This window comes from Autumnicola musiva (assembly GCF_031846585.1).
GTDB classification, from domain to species: domain Bacteria; phylum Bacteroidota; class Bacteroidia; order Flavobacteriales; family Flavobacteriaceae; genus Autumnicola; species Autumnicola musiva.
Map to the genome: position 1 here is coordinate 1 of NZ_JAVRHK010000053.1, position 1,720 is coordinate 1,720.

The 1,720-nt window shown below is 44.5% G+C and carries 1 protein-coding gene; it reads right to left on the minus strand.

All coding sequences use genetic code 11. The features are described from left to right. A partial coding sequence (gene ccoN, locus RM539_RS19755; RefSeq protein WP_311505142.1) for a cytochrome-c oxidase, cbb3-type subunit I occupies positions 1-1,720 on the minus strand: 1,720 nt, incomplete at both ends.

The following is a 1,720-nucleotide window of genomic DNA, read 5'->3' on the forward strand; positions in this document are numbered from 1 at the left end:
GCCAACCCTATGTAGATCTGGCCCTGTTCTTTTACTACCCCACAAGAATGGAAAATCATATCTATATTCCCCGGCCTTTGAATATTCTCCATACCGCTCTACTTCGCTCCTAAAAGGCCGCACCATTTGTGAGTGGCAAGAAACACAACCTTCCCGAATATAAATATCCCGGCCTTCCAGTTCCAAAGGTGTATAAGGTTTGACACTAGAAATTACCGGTACATATTCATCTACCATTAATGAAGGAATAATTTGCACCGCGCCTCCAATTAGAATGGCTATGGTGGCGAAAATTGTCAATTTTACTGGCCTTCTTTCCAACCAGCTGTGATAAGCTTCTCCGCGGATACGCTTTTTGGTAAGTGGGGCCAGTGCAGCTGCTTCTGCCAGTTCATCTTCTACCGCGCTGCCCTGTCTGGCAGTTTTAATGATATTATATAACATTACGATAGCTCCCGCGATATAAATACTGCCCCCAATGGCCCGCATCCAGTACATTGGTATAATTTCAGTGACAGTTTCCAAAAAATTTCCGTAGGTAAGGGTGCCATCAGGGTTGAATTGTTTCCACATGGAAGCCTGAACAAAACCGGCAACATACATTGGCAGTGCATACATGATAATCCCCAGGGTCCCCATCCAAAAATGTACATTGGCGAGTTTCACAGACCATAACTGTGTTTTAAACAATCTCGGCACTAACCAGTACACCATTCCGAAAGTTAAGAATCCGTTCCATGCAAGAGCGCCCACATGTACATGTGCGATGATCCAGTCACTAAAATGTGCGATGGCATTTACATTTTTTAGAGAGAGCATGGGACCTTCAAAAGTGGCCATCCCATAACCCGTGATCGCGACCACCATAAATTTTAAAACAGGATCTACCCGTACTTTATCCCAGGCGCCCCTAAGTGTCAATAATCCGTTGATCATCCCACCCCAGGAAGGAAACAATAGCATCACAGAGAAAGCAACACCAAGATTTTGTGCCCAGTCCGGCAGTGAAGTATATAATAAATGATGTGGTCCTGCCCAGATATAGATAAAAATAAGTGACCAGAAATGCACAATGGAAAGTCGATAAGAATACACAGGCCGGTTAGCGGCTTTAGGCACAAAATAATACATCAATCCAAGAAACGGAGTGGTAAGAAAAAACGCTACGGCATTATGGCCATACCACCATTGCACCAAAGCATCCTGAACACCGGAATATACTGAATAACTTTTTAAAGCAGTTACCGGAATTTCTATATTATTGAAAATATGGAGGACGGCAACAGTTACAAAAGTTGCCAGGTAAAACCAGATCGCCACATATAAATGACGTTGGCGCCTTTTAATCATCGTCCCGATAAGGTTTACGCCAAATGCAACCCAGACCAAAGCGATGGCGATGTCTATAGGCCATTCCAGCTCGGCATATTCTTTAGAGGACGTAAAACCCAGGGGAAGAGTAATGGCTGCAGCCACTATTATGGCCTGCCAGCCCCAAAAGTTGAAATTACTAAGGGCATCGCTCCACATCCTTGCCTTCAGCAAACGTTGTGTGGAATAATATACTCCGGCGAAAATGGCGTTCCCAACGAAGGCGAAAATGACCGCATTGGTATGCAAAGGCCTTAACCGACCAAAGCTAAGCCAGGGAATACCTTCGGTTAGGTATGGGAACAAAAACATGCTGGCTAGCAATAAGCCCACACTCATACCTACTATG